Raw genomic sequence first — 20,973 nt, forward strand, 5'->3', positions numbered from 1 at the left:
AGTCATCCCCTCCTGACCAGCCCCTCTTCCTGGGCCGGACGGCCGGGGGAGGTCACTCATGAGCCGCACACGAAGGCTGATGCGCATCCGCCCCACCTGGCGGAACCCGGACCCGCCCGCCGGCGGACCGTTACGCAGGGTGTGGGCCACCGTCCACTGGCCGCTCCTCTCCTTCGGCCGGGAGTTCCGCGTCGCCTGGCTGATGAGCCGGGGTGTCGCCCCGGCGCGACGGTGGCGGCCACCGGCGAGGCGGATCCTGACGGTCTCGGTCGTCGTGGCCCTGGCGCTGTTCCTGGTCTTCTGGATCGTCCGGGCCGTGGTGGCGGTGCTCAGCGACGGACGGATCTATCCGACCTGGCCGTGGCGGGTCGACCCGGACAGCGGCTGCCATGACACGCCCTTCTCCTGCGGTGTGGTCAACAGCAGCGTGGTGCCGGTGCTCACCCTGGCGCTGAGCACCGTCCTGTTCCTGATCTGGCGTCTGCGGTCGATCCGCCGCTACTACGTGCGCGAGGCGCGGAGGTCACCGCGCGCCCTGGTGGAGACCGCCGGCAGCATCATGGGCGAGGTGGTCGGACGCGACCAGCTGTGCATCGCCCTCATGGACAACCTGAAGGACGGCACCGCGCGGCGGCCGCACGTCGTGGTCGGCGCGATCGGCACCGGCAAGACCGCCCTGGTGGTCAGGCTCACCGAGATGCTCGCCCGGAAGGGCGCCTTCCCCGTCCCGGTCCGGCTCCGCGACGCCCAGCGGGACCTGGACTTCGCCGACCTCGCCTACAAGCGCTTCCGCCGCGTCCTGGACCCGAGGATCAGATCCGAGGCCGAGGCCGAGAAGGTGTGGCGGGTGCTGCGCCAGGAGGACCGGATCGTCGTGCTCGCCGACGGCCTGGAGGAGGCGCTCTCCGACCGCAGGTCCCGCGACAACCGGGACAACGTGATCCGGCAGGCGATCCGGGCCGCCGGGGAGACCGGGCTCCCGCTGGTCATCACCTCCCGCCCGCACGACCCGTTACGCGCGATGGAGGCCGCGATCACCGAACTGGAGCCGCTCAGCGAGGAGGCCGCGCTGGAGTACATCTCGACCGACGGGGACCGGCGCGCCGACCGGCGCAGGCTCGACCGCATCATCGACATCGCCAACGTCGCCGAGTCGCCGCTGTACCTCCAGATCGCCAAGGACCTCTACGGAAAAGGCCTGTTGGGAAAGGTCTGGGTCAGCGACGAGGACTCCATCGGGGACGGCGGCGACCACACCATGTGGGGACTGAAGTACGACCTGCTCGACACCTGGGTCGCGTCCCTGATCGACGGCAGTCTGCACGCCGAGCTCCCGATCGACACCAAGGAACGGAAGGTGACCCTCGAATACCTGTCGGCGCTGGCCTGCATCGGCCTGAAACTCGACAGCGCCCAGGTGGAGCTCGCGGAGCTGGAGCGGTACCCGGAGATCCGCGACGAGGTGCGCCGCAAGCGCAAGGGCGTCGCGATCGACCTCCGGCTCGCCGCCACCTGGGGCACCCGGATGGGCATCGTCGAAGAGGCCGGGGTGCACATCCGCTTCCAGCACAGCCTGCTGCAGGCCTTCCTCGGCTCGCGCTACCTCGGCGTGGTCCTGCGCGACCTCCCGGAGCCGGGCGCGGCTCCGGCCCGTCCGTCGGCCTACTTCCCGTCGGCACTGCACGACCCCTCCCGGGAGATCCTCATCGCGCTGGTCTTCCGCGCGCACTCGCTGACGGAGGACAGCAAGTGCTCCTGCGCCCGGCGGAACGCGCCGCGCGGCGGCTGCCCCAACAAGGCGCTCCGGGACCTGCTCGTGTGTGAGGCCCGCCGTGCCCTGCCCACACCCGAGCCGGACCCGGGGGCGGTGGCGACGACCCCGCCCGATGTCGCCCGTTCACCCGCGCGGGACAAGGGGGACCGGGCCAGGGCCGCCAAGGTGCTGGACATGTACGGTGCCGCGCTGGACATCGACAGCGTCGAGAGCCGCCCGGACCCCGGCGCCGTCGTCGCGCCGCTCGTCGCCAACTGGGGCAGTCTCCAGGAACGGGATCCGCAACGGCTCCGGGCCGCCAAGCTCGCGCTGGTCCGCCGGCTGGGCGCGGCCTCGCGCCGGGCGGTGCTCAACGGTGGCATGCCCGCCTACCGGGAGCTGTTCGACCTGGCGGTCGAGGAGCCGGCCTACCGGGTGCGGATCGCGATCGCCCAGGAGATCGGCGGCGGCGGCGCCCCCGCCTACCTGGCGCTGCGCGACACGCTGCGCGAGGCGGTCCCCACCGTGATCGCCGAACCGGAGCCGTCGGATCCCGCCACGACCTCGGGTCCGGCTTCGAGCCCGGCCTCGGGCCCGGTCTCGGCCCCGGCCTCGGAACAGCCGCCGACCGCGGGCCGCTCGATCGCGGACCTGTCCGCCGAACTGCGCCGCGCGGGCACCGCCGGCCTGGACCTCGAACGCGACCGCCGCAAGCAGGGCAACCGCCTGCGGGAGAAGCTGGACCGGCAGGGCCGGCTGCTGGAGGAGGCGGAGGCCAAGGAGGAGAAGAAGAGCGCGAACCGGAACACGATGAGCGCCCGCCTGCTGCCCCTGCTCGTCGACTCCGTCGCGATGGCGCACCACGCCGGCACGCCGTACGAGGACCTCGACGCCTGGCTGTCCTGGTTCGCGGCGGCCCCCGGCAACGGGCACGCCCACGGCCATGGGCACGCCCACGTGCACGGCCACGTCCGCCACGACCGTCCCGCGAACGGCCACGCCGAGGGCCCGGACCCGTTCGGCACCCGGGTCCTGGAGGTCGCGATGGCGCACGGCTTCAAGCACGCCGCCAACCGCCGCGCCAACTCCCAGATCCGCAAGGAGGCCAGGGAGTTCCTCGCCGAACAGGCCTGGGAGATGCTGAAGGCCAACCGCTTCTGGTTCACCCGGCTGACCCTGCTGCACGCCCTCACCCTCTGGGCCCTCCCGGAGGACACCACCCAGGAACGCCCGGAACACGGCCACGGCGCTGCCCCGGCCGACCAGGTCCGCCGCTGGCTCCAACTCCCGGACGGCGAGCAGGACCACCCCTTCGTCCTGGCCGCCGAACGGCTCGCGGTCCGGGCCCTGGAGACCCGCCACCCCGAACGCTTCCTCTGGATCGACGAGGCGACCGTCGCCGCCCACGTCGGCTCCGAGGCCGGCCCGCACCGGGCACTGCGCCAGGACACCTACTGGATCGCGCCGTCCGCCGGCTGGAGCACCCTGGACCCGGCCGCCCAACAACTGCTCGCCGACGTCATCCTGCTGATCTCCCTCACCGAACGCGCCGACCGCCCGCGAGAGTTGTTCCGCCGGATGGAATGGGACCGGGACATCCCGGCCGCCCTACCGCCCTGCCTCACCCACGACCGGACGACCATCGACCCGACCCGCACCGGCGCCCCCGCCGTCTCCACCCCACCCGGCTCGCTGTGCGCCGACGCCTGCGACTTCAAGCTCTGCCCCTACCCGCTGAAGATCCCCGACCTGCGGGTCGAACTCAGCGAGGTCTTCTGCATGCACCAGCACAGCCTGCTGCGCACCTGGCAGTGGCGCGCCTGGCTCCAACTCCGCGTCCGCCGCCGCGCCCGCTGGCAACGCCACACCCCCATCGCCGGCCTCCGCCAGTTCTGGCACGCCATGGGCGCCCGCGCCCGCGACACCACCGGCCCCCCACCCACCCCCCGCTCCTTCACCCACCCCCGCCACTGACCCCACCCGGCTGCCCGCACGCCGTCGCGATTCCCGGCGCTTCGGGCCGGTCGATGGATCCGTGACACCACCGGCACCCGACCCGCCCCCCGCTTCTTCACCCATCCCCGCCACTGACCTCGTCCGGCTGCCCGCACGCCGTTGCGACGCCCGACCCCGTGGGCCGGTCGATGGAGCCGCGGGGATTCACCTCCTCGAGGAGGAAGAGGCGAGCGGCCGCCGGGCCGTCAGGAGGTGGACGGCCAGGGGGAAGGCGGTCAGGGCGGCGAGGAGGGTGCAGAGGCCGGGCCAGGTGGTGTGGGTGTAGGTCTGGAGGCCGAGCCAGGAGCCGGTGCTGCCGCCGAGGTAGCCGATGGTCATGTAGGCGGTGTTGAGGCGGCCGCGGGCGTCGGGGTGGAGGTCGTAGACGCGGGTCTTGTTGGCGACCATGCCGGACTGCATGGCGACGTCGAGGAGGAGGGTGCCGGCGACCAGGGCGGTCAGGCCGGTGGCGCTGCCCAGGCCGCCGATGGCGAGGACGGCGGCGGAGGCGAGGGCGCCGAGGAGGCAGACGAGGTTGACGCGGTCCGGGCCGTGGCGGTCGACCAGGCGGCCGGCGTACGGGGTGCAGAGCATGGTGGCCGCGCCGACCAGGGCGATCAGGCCGACGGCGCGCGCGTCCAGCCGGTACGCCGGGCCGGTGAGGAGGAGGGGCAGGCAGGTCCAGACGGCGGAGAAGCCGGCGAAGACCGTCGCCTGGTAGAGGCAGGAGCGGCGCAGTTCGGGTTCGGTGCGCAGGAGGTGGAGCGGGGCGGCGAGGAGTTCACGGTAGGAGGGGCGGACGGGGGACGGGGCGGGGGCGGGGAGCGCACGGAGCGCGCGGGCCAGGACGGCGGCGAGGGCGAGGGTGAGCGCGCCGGCCGCGAGGTACGGGGCGCGCCAGCCGAGCCACTCGCCGAGCGTGCCGCCGAAGGTGCGGGCCAGCAGCATGCCGCCGATGGACCCGCTGAGCAGGGTGCCCATGACGGCCCCGCGCCGGTCGGCGGCGACCAGGCCGGCCGCCATCGGGGAGACGATCTGCGCGGCGACGGTGGTGACGCCGACGGCGGCGCTCGCGGCGACCAGGGCGGGCAGGTTCGGGGCGCAGCCCGCCGCGAGCAGGCCGAGGCCGGTGAGGGCGAGCAGGGTGACGAGGAGCGGCCGGTTGGGGAGCCGGTCGCCGAGCGGGACCAGCAGGAAGATCCCGGCGGTGTAACCGATCTGGGTGGCGGTCACGACGACGGCGGCCGAGTCGTCCGTGACGCCCAGGCCGGTGGCGATCAGCGGGGTGATCGCCTGCGGGAAGTAGAGGGTGCCGACGCCGACGGCGCAGGTGAGGGAGAGGAGCAGGAGGAGACGGCGGGTCATGGGGGGAGTTCACCCCGCCCGGGCCGCGCCGCCAATCGATGTAGCGTGGGGCTTCATGGTCGTCACCTTCGGGTTGGGCGTGGAGGACCTCGCGGACACCCGCTTCGCCCTCTCGCCCCTGCATGAGACGGTGCTCAGCCTGCGCGTGCTGCGCGAGCCGGGCCTGTCGGCGCTGCACCTGCCGTGGCGTCGGGCGGTCCTCGGCGGACTCGCTGGACTGGACACGGGTCCGGACACCGGGTTGCTGCCGGCGCTGGTCGCGGCGCGGCGGACGGTACCGGACTTCCTGACGCCGCGTCCGACGGTGTTCGCGCCGGACTTCGAGGACGAGTTGGCCGTCGTCGGCCGGACTGCCGCCGAGGTGGTCCGCCGGGACCTGCTGGACACCCACGCCCCGGACCCGCCGCCCGCGCCGCTGCGCGAGGCCCTGGCCGGCGACGACGCGGCCGTCCAGCGGCTGCGCGACGCGCTGTGCGAACTCCTGCGCCGCTACTGGGAGATCGCCCTCCGCCCGGACTGGCCTCGGATGCGCCTGCTGCTGGAGGCCGACATGACGTATCGCGCGCGCCGGCTCGCGCTCGGCGGCGCGCGCCTGCTGTTCGCCGACATGCACCCGAACCTGCGCTGGCACGACGGCGTCCTGCGGATCGCCGACATGCTCAGCCACCACCACGTCCCGGCCGCCGGACGCGGTCTGCTGCTGCTCCCGTCCGTCTTCGCGCACAAGCCCGCCCCGCCGCTCAGCCCGGACGGCGCGCCCGCCCTCGCGTACCCGTGCCGCGGCGTGGCGACGCTGTGGTCCGCGCCGCCGACCGCGGACGCGTCGGTGCTCGCCGAGCTGGTCGGGGCCGCCAAGGCCCGGCTGCTGCTGCTCCTCGACGAGCCGATGGCGGGCGTCGAACTGGCCCGCCGCCTGCGCGTCACGCCCAGCGCCGTCTCCCAGCACCTGCGCGTCCTGCACGCCACCGGCCTGCTGGCCCGCGCCCGCGACGGCCGGCAGGTGCTGTACCGGCGGACGGTGCTGGGCGATCAGTTGGTGGGAGGTCAGGCGACAGGAGATCAGGTGGTGGGGGATCAGCCGGCGGGCGTGTCCTGAGCCTCGGGCGCCGTGAGCAGGGTGGCCGGGTCGGTGTTGGCGCCGCAGAGGACGACGCAGACCTTCTCGCCGTCGGCGGGGCGGTAGCCGTGATCGGTGTCCTCGGTGGGGAGCAGGGCGGCCAGGGCGGTGGCGGCGCCGTGTTCGACGGCGATCCGGCGGTCGTCCCAGAGCAGCCGACGGGCCTGGACGATTGCCTCGTCCGGGACGAGGACCGAGCGGATGCCGTCGCCGTGACCCGGGTCCACGGCCAGGGCGGTGGCGCGGCGGGCGCCGAGCGAGTCGGCGGCGACCGAGTCGACGGTGACGTCCACCGGCCGCCCGGCGGCGAGGGCGGCGTGCAGGGCGCGGGAGTGCTCCGGTTCGACGGCGACCGTGCGGATCCCGTGCTGCCGGGCGGCGGCGGCCACCCCGGCGAACAGTCCGCCGCCGCCGACCGCGACCAGCACGGTGTCCAGGTCCGGGATCCGCTCGTGGATCTCCTCCAGCAGGGTGCCCGCGCCCGCCGCGATCAGCGGATGATCGTACGCATGGCTGGCCAGTGCGCCGGACGCGGCCGCGAACTCCTCGCACGCCGCCAGCGCCTCCGCGTACTCCGCGCCGACCAGCCGGACGTCCGCCCCGTACGAGCGGAGCCGTTCGACCTTCACGCGGGGCGCGGTGGCCGGCAGGAACACCGTGGCCCGCACGCCCTGCTGCCGGGCCGCCCAGGCGCAGGCCAGCCCGGCGTTGCCGCCGGAGGCGATGGTGACGCCGCTGTCGGGGAGGGTGCCGGCCTCGCGGTGGGCCTGGAGGAAGTTCTGCGCGCCGCGCGCCTTGAACGAGCCGGTGTGCTGGAGGTACTCCAGCGCCAGCCACAGCCCGTCGCGGTCACCGGGGGCCAGGGCCACCGGCCGGACCCGCCCGGCGATCCGCGCCGCGGCCGCCTTGACGTCGTCGTAGCCGAGCTGTCGCTGCTGCATGGAGCCTCCACGGGACCAGGTGAACCGGGTAATTCCCACACGTTCGGTACGCCGTACCGTACGCTGTCCCGCATGCCCAGGCAATCGGTATCCCTCGACCTCGCGACGCCCGACCGGATCGCCGCCTCGGCCCTGGCGATCGTCGACGGCCAGGGCCCGGCCGCGCTCAGCTTCCGCACCCTGGCCGCCCGCCTCGACATCTCCGTCGCCTCGCTGCAACGCCGCTGCACCGACCTGGCCGGCCTGCTCGACCTGGTCACCGACCACCTCGCCGAACAGCTCCCCGTGATCGAGCCCGGCACCGCCTGGGCCGTCGCGACGGAGACCCGGTTCACCGCGCTCTACCGCCTGCTGACGGCCCACCCCGGCCTGGTCGCCCTGCGCGGCAGCCGCCCCTGGCTCGGCCCCAACCTGCTCGCCCGGCTGGTCGAACCGCAGCTCGCCGACAGCCTCGCGGCGGGCCTCACGCCGGAGCAGGCGATCACCGCGTACCGGCGGATGTACCTGTTCACCCTCGGCAGCGCCAGCTTCGTCGACCACCGCGACCCGGCCGGCGCCCGCGCCGTCACCCGGACCGCGCTCGCCGCCCTCGACCCGGCCGACTTCCCGGTGCTGACCGGCCACCTCGCCGCGATCCTGCCCGCCGTCACCGACCACGAGGTGTACTACGGCGCCCTCCGCCAGCTCATCCGGGCCGCCGCGCCGACCTGCGGGGACGACGTATGACCGTCACGCGCTACCTCTACCCGGCCCGCCACGGTGAGGCCCGGCCGGACGGCGCCGGCCTGACGGCACCGGTCTGACGGACGCCGGCCGGCGCCAGGCGACGGAGCTCGCCGACGACTACGTCCCCCACGTCTCCGAGCGCGCCGAACTCCCGCCGGAGTCCGCCGACTTCCTCCTCGACTTCCTCGCCCAGGCCCCGCCGGAGGACCGCCGCCGCGGCCCGGACCTCGCCCGCCGCGCCGTCGAACGCTTCACCGGCCCGGTGCCGGTGCCCGGTTTCCCGCCCGCCCTGCACGTGTGAACCGTCCGCACGGGCACGATACGACGCCCCGCACACCGGAAACCGCCCCGGTCTGAGAGGATCGGCGCGCAATCGTACGAACACCAAGCACAGAGGTGGGACCACATGATCGGCGCGGTACTGATCGGCATCCTGGCGCTCACCATCGGCGGCTGCGTCTGCGTCGTGTGGGCGGACCGCGGCGGCCCCCGCTGGACCCGGGTCGTCGCGGCCGCCACCGTCGGCAGCGGCAAGCTCGTGCGCAGCTACCAGAAGGCGCAGCGCAACAGCTCCTCCGGCCGGAACGAGCTCGGCGGCGACAGCTGACGGCGCCGTCCGCTCCGGCGCGCGGCCGGCCGGGTCACAGCCACCGCTGAGCCGCCTCGACGGTGTCCCCGATGTCGGTGTTGAACGCGACGGCGGCCCGCGGCGCGTGGCGGCGGACCAGGTTCACGATCTGCTCGAAGAGCGGGAGCAGCGCCTCGGTCTTGCGGATGCCGCCCCCGACGACGACCACGTCCCAGGGGCGCCGGGCCAGCGCGGCGACGAGCGTGGGCTCGGCCGACTCCCCGGCCACGACCAACGCCGCGGCCGCGTCGATGCCGAGCGCGCCGAACCGCACCAGCTCCTGGTCCAAGGCGGCGCCGAGGGCATCCGCGTCGACGCCGGGTATCGCGTGCGGGTCGTAACCGACCACGAGTACGGAAGTCATGCGGCGAACCTAGGCCGAGGCGGCGTCAAGCCGCTGTCACCTCGCTGTCGGGCGGCGACCGGCGCCGGCGGGCCCTACGCGCGCTCCTCGACGCGTTGGAGGCGGATGGAGACCGTCCACCCGAGCCAGGCCACCGAGAACGGGAACGTCGCCAGCCCGACGCCGACCGCGCCGCGCATCCGGTTGCCGACGACGGGGGAGCAGGTGTCGCCCTGGTAGGTGTTGGCGGTGGCGTCGAAGAACACCGGCGAACCGCAGTCGACCGAGTTGCCGTTGCGGAACTCGTGCGAGACGGGGAGGAAGGCCAGCCCGACCGCCCACAGCCACCCGCCGAGCGCCAGCAGCCCGAGCGCCTGCACCACCCGGTAGCGCGAGTTCCGGGCCCGCTGCCACTCCCGTTCGTCCTTCGCGCGCAGGTACTCCGCGATGTCCATTCCGTACTCCCCCCGGTTCCCCGGTGTGTGTGCGCACCGGCCGAGGGCGAGCATTCCAGCTCGCTCCCCGGTTCGCCAATGGCCGTCGGAAGTCCGTCGGAGGTCTGTCGGAAGTCCGTCGAAAGTCCGTCAGAAATCGAAGACGGCGCCGGTGGTGCGGAGCAGCGTGCAGCGGTTGCCGAAGGCACGCTCCTGGTGGACCGACCGGCCCTCGTAGGTGCCCGAGGCGGTGACGGTGAACGGGGCGTACTCGCTGGTGCAGGGCCCGGGGTCGACGTCCAGCTCGTCGAGGTCGCCGTCGACCGGGTCGAGGGTGAGACAGGCGGTGACCGGGTCGGGGTGGCTGGTGGTGCTGTCGGGAGGGCAGTTGAGGGTGACGACGCGCGGCCTGCCGGTGAGGTGGTCCTCGCCGGGGGTGATGGTCAGCCGCAGGCTGGTGACGGGGGCTGGAGCGGGGGCGACCGTCTCGGGGGTGGTGGCGCTGGCCGTCGGGGCGCTCGCGGCGGGCGCGAGCGCCAGGGCGAGTAGGACGGACGCGGCGACGGCGGTGATGCGGGGGGTGTGCATGCCCCGACCAACGAGCGCGTCCGCCACCCGGTAACCCCGTCGCCCGGTAACCCGCCGCCGGGAGGTGCGGACTTCCTGTCAGGCCCGTACGGCGGTCAGAGCGAGCGCAGCGCGTGTCCGAGGTCGGGCCCGTAGTTGCCCCAGCAGATGATGTCGCCGGCGTCGGACACGAGGTCCCCGAGGTACCAGTCCCCGTCGTCGGCGGACCGGACGACGCAGAGGCCTCCGACATCGATCGCGCAGTCCACCGGGAGCGGTTCGCCGTCCAGGGTGACGGTGCCGATGGGCGTGAGCAGTTCGGGGGCGCGCCGGGTGCCGGCGACGCGCTGGACGTCGGCGAGGGTCCACGGTTCGGGCAGCCGGGCGTCGCGCGGCTCGGCGACGGGCAGCGGTTCCACGACGGCGTGGCCGAGCCGCGGCCGGACCCACCCGCCGTCGCGCCCGCCGTCGCGCCCGCCGTCTCGCTCGATGCCGAGCACGCCGCCCAGGAACGCCATCTCGACGGTCCCGGCGGGCGTCTCCCACCGGAACGGCACGCGCGAGACGTGCGAGGGGAAGTCCTCCTCGTCGACGGTGCCCGGGCCGAACGCCTGCTTGGGCTCGGGGCCCTCGTCGGTGTAGCGGTGGGCGAAGAAGGCGTTGATCCAGCCGGTGACGTGCTCGCCGCCCGAGGCCGACTCCCACTTGTACAGCGACCGCCAGAACTCCTCGTCGACGCCCCACCCGGAGGCCGTCCCGGCGATCTTCTCCAGGACCGGCTGCAGGGCGGCGAACCACGGCCGCAGGCCCTCGAACCACCCGGCCAGCTCCCGGACCCGGTGGGCCAGCTCGCGCCAGTCGCGGTCCGTGCCCTCCAGCCGGATCCGGGGGATGCCGCAGAGCGAGACCCACCGGAAGCGGTAGTACGGGCTGACGACGTCCATCAGCGCCACCAGGGCCGCCGTGGCGTCGGCGGGGGTGGTGGTCGAGAACGCGGGCTGGAACAGGTCGGCCACCTCGTCGCCGATCCGGTCCCGCAGGGGCTGCCGGACCAGCTCGATCGAGCGCGCCCAGTCGGGCGCGGGACCGGCGACCGCGTCGTCCCGGACGGTGATGGTCTGCCGGTGCCCGGGGGTGGTGGTGAAGATCCCGGCGTACTCGTCGGGGTTCAGCCGGACGTGGACGGCCACCTCGTGGACGACGGCGTACCAGAGCAGATCGGGGGAGAGGCTCAGCGGCAGGTGGGCGGTGAAGCACAGGTGCAGGGCGCGCAGCAGCAGGCTGGAGGCGGGCTCGGTGACCTCGGTGTTTTCGGTAGGCAGGCCGAGGAGGTGGTCGGTGCTCCGGTGGTGGAAGCGGGCCGGCTCGCGGAGGACGGCGCGCAGGAACCGCTCGTTGCCGAGTTCGGTGAGCTCGGCCGCGAGCTGCGCCGCCTCGGCGTCGGCCGCGTCGGCCGCCTCGTCGAGCGGGAGGTCGATCTCGAAAGCCATGTGCTGTGCGGTCCCTGCTACCAGGTCTTGCTGTAGACGGTGGAGCTGCGGCGCACCGTCATGCCGATGCGTTCGTAGAGCGAGAGCGCGCCGGTGTCGGAGTGGGTCCACAGGGTGCAGGCCTGCTGGCCCTGCCGGTGGAAGGCGCGGAAGGAGGACTGGAGGAGCAGCCGGGCGATGCCGCGGTTGCGCTGATCGCTTCGGACGGCGACGCGTTCGACGTACCCCTCGTTCAGCTCGGGCACGTCGAGGGCGAGGACGGCGCCGACCAGTTCGCCGTCGTCGGCGAAGGCGAGTTGGGAGACGGACGGGGCGAAGGTGTCGCGCTCGATGGTGTGCCGGGCCCACTCGTCGTAGGGCTTGCGGCGCACCTGCCACTCGTCGAACGCGTCCTCGGTGAGCTGGTACGCCGCCTGCTCGTCGCCGGACCGGAAGGACCGGACGGTGATGCCCGACGGGGGCTCGGGGACGGCCGCGTCGATGGGCAACGCGATCTCCAGCTGCCACTGGGTGACCAGCGGGCCGTAGCCGCGGTCCCGGAGCAGGGCGGCGGCCTGGCGGTCGTGGTCGGCGACGGTCTGGGTGAGCCACTCGCTGCCCAGTTCGCGCGCCCGTGCCTCGACCCAGTCGAGCAGCGCGGCGCCGAGGCCCTGCTCGCGGTGGGCGGGGTGGACGTCGACCTCGCTGCGCCGGCCGCGGTTCACCCAGGCGCGGGCGGCGAGTTCGCCGGCGGCGTCGTGGACGAGGAGGGTGTCGAGGCGCGGGTCGAGGGTGGGGAGGGAGAGGTCCGCGAGGACTCCGTCGACACCGGTGTCGACCCGGCCGAACAGCTCCTGCTCGCAGACGGCGACGAGCGCGTGTATCGCGTCGGCGTCGGCGGTGGTGGCGGTGGCCGGGCGCGAGCGGTACTGGGGTGGCAGCTGGGGCAGCATGAGTCCGACCCTGCGTCATTCGGCTCGTGTTGTCGAGCGGGTTAGCGAGTTACGGAGGTTCCGGAGTAGGAAGTCGGACAGGTCGACTTCCTACTCCGGTGCGCCCGGGCCGTACCCCGGCCGGCCGCAGAGCGTGATCACGGAGGGGAAGGTCAGGCCCGGGACGCTCCGAGGAACCGCAGCACGGCCAGGACGCGGCGGTGGTCCGCGTCGACCACGGGCAGGTCGAGCTTGGCGAGGATGTTGTTGATGTGCTTCGCCACGGCGCTCTCGCCGACCACCAGCGCCTGCGCGATGCCGGCGTTGGAGCGCCCCTCGGCCATCAGGCCGAGCACCTCCCGTTCGCGGGGGGTCAGCCCCGCGAGCGGGTCGCTGTCGCGCCGCAGCAGCAACTGGGCGACGACCTGCGGGTCCAGGGCCGTGCCCCCGTCCGCCACCCGCCGGACCGCCGCCACGAAGTCGGCGACATCGGCGACCCGCTGTTTGAGCAGGTAGCCCACACCGCTGGTGTTCGCGGACAGCAGGTCGGCCGCGTACCGCTCCTCGACGTACTGCGACAGCAGCACCACCGCCGTCCCCGGCCAGCGGCGACGGATCTCCATCGCCGCCCGCACCCCCTCGTCGGTGAAGCCGGGCGGCATCCGGACGTCGATCAAGGCGAGTCCGGGCCGGTGCTCCGCCACCGCCGCCAACAGCTCCTCCGCGTCGCCGACCTCCGCGGCGACCTGGAACCCGCCCATCTCCAGCACCTTGACCAGGCCGACCCGCAACAACACCGAGTCCTCGGCGATCACCGCGCGCACGGCAGCTCCGCGGTGATGGTGGTGGGCCCGCCGACGGGGCTGCTGACGTGGAAGGCCCCGTCGAGGGAGCCGACCCGTTTCGCCAGCCCGGTCAGCCCGGTGCCGACGGCGGCGTCGGCGCCGCCCAGCCCGTCGTCGGTGACGCGTATTCGCAGCACTTCTCCGACCCGGCGGACCGTCACCTCAGCGCGCATGGCGTCGGCGTGTTTCGTCGCATTGGTCAGTGCCTCCGAGATCACGAAGTACGCGACCGACTCCACGCTGGGCGCCACCCGCTCCTCCAGATCGACCCGCAGCCGTACCGGCAGGGGCGTGCGGGCAGCCAGTCCGGACAACGCCGCGTCCAGGCCTCGGTCTTCGAGCACGGCCGGGTGCAGCCCCCGCACCAGGTCGTCGAGTTCGGCGATCGCCTCCTTCGCCTCCAGGTGCGCTCTCGCGAGCGCCTCGCGGGCATCACTCGGCAGGTCCGGGCGGGTGGCCATGGTCAGACCCAGGTTGACCGCGAGGGACACCAGGCGCTGCTGGGTGCCGTCGTGCAGGTCGCGCTCGATCCTGCGGCGCTCCGCGTCGACGGCCTCGATCAGGTCCGTCCGGCTCACGGCCAGCTGATCGACCCGCTCTTGGAGCCGCTGCGCCTGGCTGCGCCCGAGCAGGCCCGACGCCAGCCGGGCCTCGGCCCGGGCCACTGCCCGCGCGGTCCAGGGCAGGGCGCACAGGAGGAGGAGTCCGGCCGCGGTGTAGGCCGGCAGCTGGATCAGGTAGCCGAACCAGTTCCGGCGGATTGCGGTCGGCAGCGCCAATGCCCAGGCGAAGGCGAGGACGCCCGCCAGGCCTGTCGCCGCCACCGCGAGCACCAGCAGTTCCAGCAGCGCGAGCAGCGGGCCCAGCAGGAGGTGGTAGCCGATCCTGCGCCAAGGCCGCGTCGTGGCGAGCCGCTGGGCGGTCGAGGCCCACGTCCGTTGTTCCGGCATGGTGGAGGTGAGTCGGGGGACGTCCACGCCGATGAGCCGGCGGTAGCGGGCACGCTGAACGGCCGTCAGCAGCGGGGCGCCGAGCAGGACCAGGGTGGCCGAAAGGGAGACGGTGAGGAGCCAGTCCCCCGTCCTGGCGGTGGTCGTCGCCGCCCAGGCCCACACGGGAACAAGCGCCAGGTGGGGCGGGACACCGGCGGCCAGAAAGCCGGTGTCCCGCCATGCCCGGAGGACCGTGCGTCTCAGGCCGGCTGGAATCGTCATGGCACGAAGCTAGGGCACCGCGGCCGGACGGCGCCATGAAGCCCGTACCCGACTTTATGGTGAACCTAGTACCACGGTGGATCTTGATCCTGGCCTTGCCGGCTGCAGGGAGTGCTAGGCGGTGAAGTTGGGGGAGCGGTTCTCGATGGCCTTGACGAAGGCGGCCCACTCGGCGTGGTCGAAGGCGAGGTGGGGCCGGGTGAGGTCCTTGTCGTCGCCGAGCCACACGTCGCCGTTGGGGAAGCGGGCGATGATCACGCAGTCGCCGTTGCCCTCGGCAGAGTAGGGGGACTTCACCCAGTCCACCTCGGCCGGGCTGTGGTCGTACGGGTCGTGCTTCTGGCTCACGTCAGCTCTTCCAGCTTGCGTTCAAGGGCGGCGATGGTGTCTTCAGGCGACAACGCGAACTGCTCGACGCGCACGAAGGTCCTCTCGGCGCGCTTGACGTCGCGTCCCGTTCTCCTGGGGAGCATACCGCCGATGGCTTCGACGAAGACGAAGCCATCGGAATGGTCGTCAGGGAACCGCATGAGGGTGATTCCGGAGGCCAGAATGCCAGGCCGCCCCGCACTCAACGGCACCATGCGCAGCGTGACGTTCGGATAGTTGGCCATCTTGATCGCATGCCGGATCTGGCCGGCCAGGACCGCTTGGTCGCCGGCGACCAGCAGCGCGACCTCCCCGAAGTAGGCCTTGAAGTCGAGCGTCGGATCGTCGGTCAGCCTACGTTGACGGAGGATCCGTACCTCGGCTCCGGCTTCGACGAGCTCGTCGTTGGGGGCGTCGACACCAGCGGAGATCATCTCGCGGGCGTAGTCCTCGGTTTGGACGAGCCCGGGGAACGCGGACGGGAAGTAGTTCAGTATGTGCGACGCATCGGCTTCCAGCGCCAGGTATTCGGCGAAGGCCGGCGTGATCGTCTCGGCGTAGTCCAGGTCGCGCCACCACTGCTTCGGCGGGCCGTCACCGAGGAGGTTCTCCAGGTCCTCGCGATCCTGGCCGGTGACACCGGCATGGTCGAGGAGCTTGGCGAGATCGGCCGGGCTGATCTGCTGCTGGGCCCGCTCGATTCTGCTCAGTCGGCCGGGGCTCCACCCCTTCAGCCCGGCCGTCATGTCGACGAGGGTCTTGTTGTTCTCCAGTCGCCAGGCGCGCAGTTCGTCGCCGAGGCGGATCTGCCTGATCGCCGACAGAGTCTTGCTCAAGTGACGCCCCTCCCATCGGATGTGGGTCTCCAGTCTCACCAGATCGAAGCGTCGGCTCAAGTCGATTCCAAGATCAATTAATTTCTTCGAGCATTGCTGTTGCGGTTTCGATTTTGGATACCCCACACTCAACGTGACCGAACGGACACGCTCCTGAAGGGGCCTCGCCATGTCCACCTTGCCCAGACCTGTCCTCCGCACCTGGGAGGCCTCCCTCACCGAGCACTGCACTTCCGTGCGCACCGCTCGCCGCCAGATCCGCGACCAACTCACCTCCTGGGGCTGGTCCGGCGAACGGGTCGACGACCTCGTCCTGATCGCCTCCGAACTGGTCACCAACGCCGTCGTCCACGCCTGCCAGGGGCACGGCGAAGTCCGGCTCTACCTCCAGGAGTTCGGCGGCGACTGCCGCTTCGAGGTCTGGGACCCGCGGCACGACCTCGCCCTCCAGGAGCGCCGGCCGCGCCGCTTCAACGAAGGCGGCCGCGGCATCGACCTCGTCCGCGAACTCGCCTTCGACTTCGGCGTCGTCGTCCGCCGCGGGGCCGGGAAGCGGGTCTGGGTCCGGGTGTTGCTCGATCCGGACGGCGATCCGCCGCCACTCCTCCCCACTCCCTCCGGTTGAACTCAACGGGCGGCCGACCCGACGAACTGCTCAACCACCACACCCACCACCACCGCCATCCCCACCATCCCCACTACAAGGACTGAGGACCATGCACCCGGCCGCCATCGCCTTCCAGGACCCCGCCCGCCTGCACGCGCGTTGCGAGATCGCGGGCGTCCGCCGCCTCACCCTCCGCCCGGGGTACGAGACCACCGTGGTCGTCCCGGACGACGACTGGCAGCCGCTCCCCACCGGCTACCCGGAGCGGTTCGCGCCGAGCATCTTCACCCGGGACAGCGGGCTCGTCGAACTCTTCCGCGTCCCGGAGACCGTCTTCGACATCCACACCCTCACTGCCCTCGTCGAGATGCTCGGCGACCCGTTCCCCATCACCCTCGGTGAGGTCACCGACGAGCCGGGGCTCCCGGTCACCCACCGCAACTCCGCCTCCGACCTCCACCTCGGGCTGCACGTCGACAACCACCAGAACCTCCGCTACCCGGACCGCGAGCGCGCCCGCCGACGCCTCTGCGTCAACCTCGGTCCGGGGAGCCGCTACCTCCTCCTCACCGACACCGACATCAAGTCCGTCTGCCGCACCGTCCAGGACCGCTACGAGACCCACACCCCGGCCACCGCCGACCTGCGGCTCTACGTCACCCTCCGCCGACCCGTGCACGTCCTCCGCCTCCGCATCGACCCGGGGGAGGGCTGGTTCGCGCCGACCGCCGTTCTCCCGTATGACGAGTCGACCAGCGGCCAGCAGCTGCCCTCCGTGACCGCCTCGTGGCTGGGGCACTGGGACCGGGGGGTCTTCGGTCCGTTGATCTGACCGGCTCGTCCGACCACCTCGGCGGGGGTGTGTCAGTCTGGAAGACGGGGAGACCGGGGTGGGCCGCCGGTGCACGCCGGCAGCACGACCGAGGCCGGGAGGCTCGCGATGGCCGAGATCAGGGTGAACGGGGTGTCGCTCTACTACGAGACCCGCGGCGCCGGACCGGGAGTCGTCCTGGTCCACGGGGCGTGGAGCGACGCCGACAGCTGGGCGCGCGTCCTGCCGGGGCTCTCGGAGGAGACCACCGTCGTCGCCTACGACCGGCGCGGGCACAGCCGCAGCGAGGACCTGCTCACCCAGGGTTCCGTCTACGAGGACGCCGCCGACCTGGCCGGCCTGATCGTCGGCCTCGGCCTCGCGCCCGCCTACGTCTGCGGCGACTCCTACGGCGGGCTCGTCGCTCTCCGCCTCGCCGCCGCCCGACCCGACCTGCTACGCGGCGTGACCGTCCACGAGCCGCCGGCGACCGGCGTGCTGCTCGCCGACCCCGAACTCCGGCCGATCGGCGTGGCCTTCGCCGAACGCATCTCCGCCGTCCGGGAACTTCTCGAACAGGCCGAATCCGCCGCCGCGGCCGAACTGTACGTCGACACCATCGCCTTCGGCCCGGGCGCCTGGGAACAACTGCCGGCGCCCGTCCGCCACACCTACGTCCGCAACGCGCCGACCTACCTCGACGAACTCCGCGACCCGGACGCCCTCGACCTCGACCTCACCGCCCTCAACCGGTTCACCGAACCCGTCCTCCTCACCCAGAGCGACGACAGCCCCCCGATGTACGCCGAAGTCCTCGACCTGATCGACCTCTCCCTCCCCAAGCCCGAACGCCACGTCTACCCCGCCGCCGGTCACGCTCCGCATCTGTCCCACCCCGAACTCTGGGTCCGCACCACCCTCCCCCGCATCCTGGGGTGAACCCCCTTTTGGGGGCGCGAAATCCCCAGCGCGCGCCGGGTGCCCCTGACTAGAGTCCCCTTGTGATCACCAACTCGGGAGCCCACCTGGGGGCCGAAGCCGCCCGCCTCCTGCGCGCCGCCGCCTGCTGCACCATCGAGCCCGGCCTCACGGACGACGAGTTCGACCGTATCGAGGCCCGGTACGGCATCCGCTTCGCCGACGACCACCGCGCCTTCCTCGCCGCCGGCCTGCCCGTCGCCATGCCCCCGCAGGACGGCGCCACCTGGCAGCAGCCCTGGCCGGACTGGCGCAACGGCGACCCCGACGACCTCCGCCACCGCCTCGCCTGGCCGGTCGACGGCGTCCTCTCCTCCGTCGAACACGGCTACTGGCACGACTCCTGGGGCCCCCGCCCCACCGACCCCGCCACCGCCCACGCGACCGCCGCAGAACACCTGGCCGCCGTCCCCCGCCTGCTCCCGCTCTACGCCCACCGCTTCCTCCCCGAAGGCCCCGGCACCCACGGCCACCCGGTCCTGTCGATCTGGGGAACGGACATCATCTACTACGGCGAGAACCTCCCCGAATACATCCGCACCGAATTCGAGGACGACTACCAGCACCCCGCCGGCTGGGACCCGGTCGCCACCGTCGCCTACTGGCGCGACTTCGTGGAGTAGGCGTCAGACATGAACTGGATCCTGAAGCCGCGCCAGAATTCCTTTCCGTGGCTGGCCATCTGCACCGTCAACTACAGCGCCGTCTTCCTGCTCGGCTGGGCCTTGATCTCCCTCACCGCCCCCCGGATCTTCGATCCCGCCAACCCCGCCCCGGACGCCCGCCTCGACCTCTGGCCCTCGTTCCTCTACTACCTGGCCGCCGGTCCGGGAATGCTCCTTCTCATCGGAACCCCGTCCATCGTCCTCCTCGCGCTGATCGCCGGGCGACGAAAGAAGTGGCTGGCCGGCGAGTTCAAGATGCTCGCCGGATCCCTGCTCCTGCTACCCGTCGCCATCCTCATCCCGGTCGGCACCTGGCCCATGCTCCTCATCCAGGTCACCGCCCAGATCCTCTTCACCGCCTACCTCATGCCGCCCTACCCCGCCAACGCCGAGAGTGTCTCGCCTCTTCGGACGGACAGCAGTCGCTGACGAATGCGACCAGGGCATGTGGGCCGCGCAGCCGTTGGTACAGTCCGCGCAGACGATCACCGGGGGGAGACAGATGACTGCGAAGCGGCGTAGGTGGGTTGCGTGGTGGCTCAGGGGGCTGGGGGCGGTGGCGCTTCTTGCGTATCTGCCGGGGTATCAGGCCTCGCGGTCGGGTGGGTTGGTGGTGGTCGAGCGTTGGCTCAACCATCCGGTGCTGTTGGTCGGGGCGGCGGTCGTGTTGGTCGTGGTGTCCGTGGTGGTCGAGTTCGAGTTCCGGACGAAGTGGTCGCAGATCGGGTGTGCGGTGGTGCTGGTGGGCCTCGGGTTCGTCGGGGTGCCGATCGCGTTCGGGGCGGTGGTGTTCGGCGGCGGGGACGGGCCGGTGGTCGCACGGACGGCGGAACCGGGCTACCCGGAGCGGGTGTTGACCGTGACCGACACCGGGTTCTCGATCGATCCGGTCTACCGGGTGGAACTGCTGACCGGCGTCGGACGGTCCGCCCGGCACTGGGACCTGGGCGTGTGGGGGAAGGGTGACGGGCGCGGCTACTTCAAGGGTGCCGAGTGGTCCGAGGAGGGCCGGATCACGGTGACCACGGAGAAGGAGATCGCGGTGTTCACCGTCGACCCGGGCAGCGGCCGGCCGAGCGGGCCGAGGGTGACGCCCCGGTAGTCCGCTCGGCCGGGGTGGGGTCAGCGGGGCAGGGAGGTGGCGAGGGCCGCGATGAGGTTGTTGGCGCGGGGGTCGCCGTGGCCGATCATGCGGTTGGCGGTGTAGGCGAAGGTGACGGCGTGGGTGGGGTCGGCGAAGGTGAACTGGCCGCCGGCGCCGTCGTTGCCGAAGCTGGTGGGGCTGAGCATGGGGCGGAAGGTGGGGGAGGGGAGGAGGAAACCGGAGCCCCAGCGGGCGCCCATGTCGAAGCCCAGGAAGCCGGCGCCGGAGGAGAGTTCGCGAGTGGCGTCGACGATGGTGGCGGGGGTGAGGAGGGGGGAGAGGGAGGGGGAGGTGCCGGCGAGGCCGGTGACGGTGGCGGCGAGGAGGCGGGCGAGGCCGGTGGCGGAGGCGATGGCGCCCGCGCCGGGGAGTTCGATGGCGTGGAGGTCGGGGTCGTTCCAGCCGTGCGGTTCGTCCAGGCCGGGGAAGACCAGGGCGCCGTTCATGGTGACGATGCGGGTCAGCAGGTGTTCGGGGCCGGGCATGGGGCGGCGGCCGTCGGCCTCCGAGAGGCGGGCGAGGCGGGGGAGTTGGGAAGAAGGAAGGCCGAGCCAGGCGTCGAGGGAGAGGGGGTCGGCGAGTTCGGAGCGGAAGAACCGGCCCGGGGTGGAGCCGGTGATGCGGCGGATCACCTCGCCGACGACGAAGCCGAACACGTGGCCGTGGTACTCGTAGGTGGTGTCCGGTTCCCAGAGCGGCTGCTGGGCCTCGATGGCGCGGATGACCGGCGTCCAGGCGGCGATGTCGGCGAAGGACGGGGAGGCGTCGAGGACGGGGATGCCGGCGCGGTGGCCGAGCACCATCCGGGTGGTGATCGCCTGCTTGCCGTGGCGCGCGAACTCGGGCCAGTAGCGGGCGATCGGCGCGTCCAGGTCGAGCCGGCCCTGCTGGGCGAGCAGGTGGGCGGAGAGGGAGACCAGGGCCTTGGCGCAGGAGAAGACGGGGACGAGGGTGTCCGCCGTCCAGGCGCGGCCGGTGCGTTCGTCGGCGACGCCGCCCCAGAGCTCGACCACCTTGCGGCCCTCGGAGAAGACGGTGACGGCCGAGCCGAGTTCGGGGAAGTCGGCGTAGTTGCGGGCGAAGGCGTCGGCGACCGCGCCGAAGCCCTCATCGGCCCAGCCGTGGTGCTGCTGCATGGTGGGTGGTCCTTCGGGGGAGGGGTTCAAGATCGTCGGTCAAGTCACCGTACGAGGTGGATGGCCGGGCGGGGAAACGATTTTGACGACGTGGCGCC

22 protein-coding genes are annotated in these 20,973 nt (G+C 72.7%); 10 read left to right on the plus strand and 12 right to left on the minus strand.

Going from position 1 to position 20,973, the window contains the following annotated elements:
• Positions 1–58: 58 nt before the first annotated feature.
• The gene (locus AB0N76_RS23180; RefSeq protein WP_363559804.1) at positions 59–3,727 is read left to right on the plus strand and encodes an NACHT domain-containing protein; all 3,669 of its coding nucleotides are present in this window, start codon (positions 59–61) and stop codon (positions 3,725–3,727) included.
• Between the two features lie 186 nt (positions 3,728–3,913).
• Here the strand turns inward: AB0N76_RS23180 and AB0N76_RS23185 are convergent, their stop codons facing one another.
• A complete protein-coding gene (locus tag AB0N76_RS23185; protein WP_363559806.1) occupies positions 3,914–5,113 on the minus strand; it encodes an MFS transporter in 1,200 nt (399 codons plus the stop codon).
• 55 nt (positions 5,114–5,168) lie between these two features.
• Between AB0N76_RS23185 and AB0N76_RS23190 the strand changes: the two genes are divergently transcribed.
• Positions 5,169–6,209: an ArsR family transcriptional regulator gene (locus AB0N76_RS23190; protein ID WP_363559808.1), complete on the plus strand. Its 1,041-nt coding sequence runs from the start codon at positions 5,169–5,171 to the stop codon at positions 6,207–6,209.
• Here AB0N76_RS23190 and AB0N76_RS23195 read toward each other — a convergent pair.
• On the minus strand, positions 6,188–7,171 hold the full coding sequence (locus AB0N76_RS23195) for a threonine/serine dehydratase (RefSeq protein ID WP_363559810.1): 984 nt from the start codon (positions 7,169–7,171) through the stop codon (positions 6,188–6,190). The two genes, AB0N76_RS23190 and AB0N76_RS23195, sit on opposite strands and share 22 nt — an antisense overlap.
• A 72-nt stretch (positions 7,172–7,243) precedes the next feature.
• Between AB0N76_RS23195 and AB0N76_RS23200 the strand changes: the two genes are divergently transcribed.
• Together AB0N76_RS23200 and AB0N76_RS23205 are read left to right on the plus strand one after the other, a co-directional pair.
• On the plus strand, positions 7,244–7,897 hold the full coding sequence (locus tag AB0N76_RS23200) for a TetR/AcrR family transcriptional regulator C-terminal domain-containing protein (protein ID WP_363559812.1): 654 nt from the start codon (positions 7,244–7,246) through the stop codon (positions 7,895–7,897).
• Positions 7,898–8,303: 406 nt separating this feature from the next.
• On the plus strand, positions 8,304–8,504 hold the full coding sequence (locus AB0N76_RS23205) for a hypothetical protein (RefSeq protein WP_363559814.1): 201 nt from the start codon (positions 8,304–8,306) through the stop codon (positions 8,502–8,504).
• A gap of 34 nt (positions 8,505–8,538) precedes the next feature.
• Here the strand turns inward: AB0N76_RS23205 and AB0N76_RS23210 are convergent, their stop codons facing one another.
• From AB0N76_RS23210 to AB0N76_RS23250, 9 genes are all read right to left on the minus strand, one after another.
• Positions 8,539–8,889 carry a hypothetical protein gene (locus AB0N76_RS23210; protein WP_363559816.1) on the minus strand — a complete coding sequence of 117 codons (351 nt, stop codon included), beginning with the start codon at positions 8,887–8,889 and terminating at the stop codon, positions 8,539–8,541.
• A gap of 74 nt (positions 8,890–8,963) precedes the next feature.
• Positions 8,964–9,323: a hypothetical protein gene (locus AB0N76_RS23215; RefSeq protein WP_363559818.1), complete on the minus strand. Its 360-nt coding sequence runs from the start codon at positions 9,321–9,323 to the stop codon at positions 8,964–8,966.
• A gap of 129 nt (positions 9,324–9,452) precedes the next feature.
• Positions 9,453–9,890 carry an SSI family serine proteinase inhibitor gene (locus AB0N76_RS23220; RefSeq protein WP_363559820.1) on the minus strand — a complete coding sequence of 146 codons (438 nt, stop codon included), beginning with the start codon at positions 9,888–9,890 and terminating at the stop codon, positions 9,453–9,455.
• A gap of 95 nt (positions 9,891–9,985) precedes the next feature.
• Entirely contained in the window at positions 9,986–11,359 is a 1,374-nt protein-coding gene (locus AB0N76_RS23225; RefSeq protein ID WP_363559822.1) for a DUF4419 domain-containing protein, read from the minus strand.
• 17 nt (positions 11,360–11,376) lie between these two features.
• Complete coding sequence (locus tag AB0N76_RS23230; protein WP_363559824.1) at positions 11,377–12,291, minus strand: GNAT family N-acetyltransferase; 915 nt, start codon at positions 12,289–12,291, stop codon at positions 11,377–11,379.
• Positions 12,292–12,443: 152 nt separating this feature from the next.
• On the minus strand, positions 12,444–13,094 hold the full coding sequence (locus AB0N76_RS23235) for a response regulator transcription factor (RefSeq protein ID WP_363559826.1): 651 nt from the start codon (positions 13,092–13,094) through the stop codon (positions 12,444–12,446).
• The gene (locus tag AB0N76_RS23240; RefSeq protein ID WP_363559828.1) at positions 13,082–14,329 is read right to left on the minus strand and encodes a sensor domain-containing protein; all 1,248 of its coding nucleotides are present in this window, start codon (positions 14,327–14,329) and stop codon (positions 13,082–13,084) included. The genes AB0N76_RS23235 and AB0N76_RS23240 overlap by 13 nt, the downstream gene beginning before the upstream one ends.
• 114 nt (positions 14,330–14,443) lie before the next feature.
• Complete coding sequence (locus tag AB0N76_RS23245; RefSeq protein ID WP_363559830.1) at positions 14,444–14,677, minus strand: DUF397 domain-containing protein; 234 nt, start codon at positions 14,675–14,677, stop codon at positions 14,444–14,446.
• The gene (locus AB0N76_RS23250) at positions 14,674–15,534 is read right to left on the minus strand and encodes a helix-turn-helix transcriptional regulator (protein WP_363559832.1); all 861 of its coding nucleotides are present in this window, start codon (positions 15,532–15,534) and stop codon (positions 14,674–14,676) included. Before AB0N76_RS23250 ends, AB0N76_RS23245 begins: the two co-directional genes overlap by 4 nt.
• A gap of 169 nt (positions 15,535–15,703) precedes the next feature.
• Here AB0N76_RS23250 and AB0N76_RS23255 point away from each other — a divergent pair, with 169 nt between their 5' ends.
• From AB0N76_RS23255 to AB0N76_RS23280, 6 genes are all read left to right on the plus strand, one after another.
• A complete protein-coding gene (locus AB0N76_RS23255; protein ID WP_363559834.1) occupies positions 15,704–16,159 on the plus strand; it encodes an ATP-binding protein in 456 nt (151 codons plus the stop codon).
• A gap of 91 nt (positions 16,160–16,250) precedes the next feature.
• Positions 16,251–16,973 carry a hypothetical protein gene (locus tag AB0N76_RS23260; RefSeq protein WP_363559836.1) on the plus strand — a complete coding sequence of 241 codons (723 nt, stop codon included), beginning with the start codon at positions 16,251–16,253 and terminating at the stop codon, positions 16,971–16,973.
• Between the two features lie 108 nt (positions 16,974–17,081).
• Positions 17,082–17,891 (plus strand): alpha/beta hydrolase, encoded by an 810-nt coding sequence (locus AB0N76_RS23265; RefSeq protein WP_363559838.1) that lies wholly within the window; start codon positions 17,082–17,084, stop codon positions 17,889–17,891.
• A gap of 62 nt (positions 17,892–17,953) precedes the next feature.
• Positions 17,954–18,553: a hypothetical protein gene (locus tag AB0N76_RS23270; protein ID WP_363559840.1), complete on the plus strand. Its 600-nt coding sequence runs from the start codon at positions 17,954–17,956 to the stop codon at positions 18,551–18,553.
• 9 nt (positions 18,554–18,562) lie between these two features.
• Complete coding sequence (locus AB0N76_RS23275) at positions 18,563–19,024, plus strand: hypothetical protein (protein ID WP_363559842.1); 462 nt, start codon at positions 18,563–18,565, stop codon at positions 19,022–19,024.
• A 181-nt stretch (positions 19,025–19,205) separates the two neighbouring features.
• A complete protein-coding gene (locus AB0N76_RS23280; protein WP_363559844.1) occupies positions 19,206–19,697 on the plus strand; it encodes a hypothetical protein in 492 nt (163 codons plus the stop codon).
• Positions 19,698–19,717: 20 nt separating this feature from the next.
• Here AB0N76_RS23280 and AB0N76_RS23285 read toward each other — a convergent pair whose 3' ends face one another.
• Complete coding sequence (locus AB0N76_RS23285) at positions 19,718–20,875, minus strand: serine hydrolase domain-containing protein (RefSeq protein WP_363559846.1); 1,158 nt, start codon at positions 20,873–20,875, stop codon at positions 19,718–19,720.
• Positions 20,876–20,973 lie beyond the last annotated feature (98 nt).

The organism is Kitasatospora sp. NPDC093806 (assembly GCF_040683335.1).
In the GTDB taxonomy this organism is placed as follows: domain Bacteria; phylum Actinomycetota; class Actinomycetes; order Streptomycetales; family Streptomycetaceae; genus Kitasatospora.